Origin of the sequence: Priestia sp. SIMBA_032 (genome assembly GCF_046535215.1) — a bacterium.
Classification (GTDB): domain Bacteria; phylum Bacillota; class Bacilli; order Bacillales; family Bacillaceae_H; genus Priestia; species Priestia aryabhattai.
Genome location: NZ_JAWRXD010000475.1, coordinates 1 through 279 on the forward strand (window position 1 = coordinate 1; position 279 = coordinate 279).

Sequence of the window (279 nt, forward strand, 5' to 3'; positions counted from 1 at the left end):
ATCACCAAATCTCGGGGGTCCGTTGCACCGGCACCATTTTCCCAGCCATTGCGGTCGTCATTCGTAAATTGGGTGATGTCCAAAAGCTTTTTGGTGAACAACAAGTCTTGCGAGGGAGGAAACGCAATCGCTCTGCCGGCGTTGGCATCCCCATCCGCCGTGACCTTGAACCGCAGGATCAGCGAGGTTTTATTTTTAAATTTGAGCAGTTCTGCTCGATCAAAAAACCGTTCCAGTCCGTCCAAATCCCCCACTTCAACGTCCTGCCCAATCATCACT

At 51.3% G+C, this 279-nt stretch carries 1 protein-coding gene; it reads right to left on the bottom strand.

The features are described 5' to 3' along the window. Positions 1-254 (bottom strand): hypothetical protein (locus tag SB717_RS35195; protein WP_410907541.1); only part of this gene is annotated, 254 nt, incomplete at its 3' end. Between the last annotated feature and the right edge of the window lie 25 nt (positions 255-279).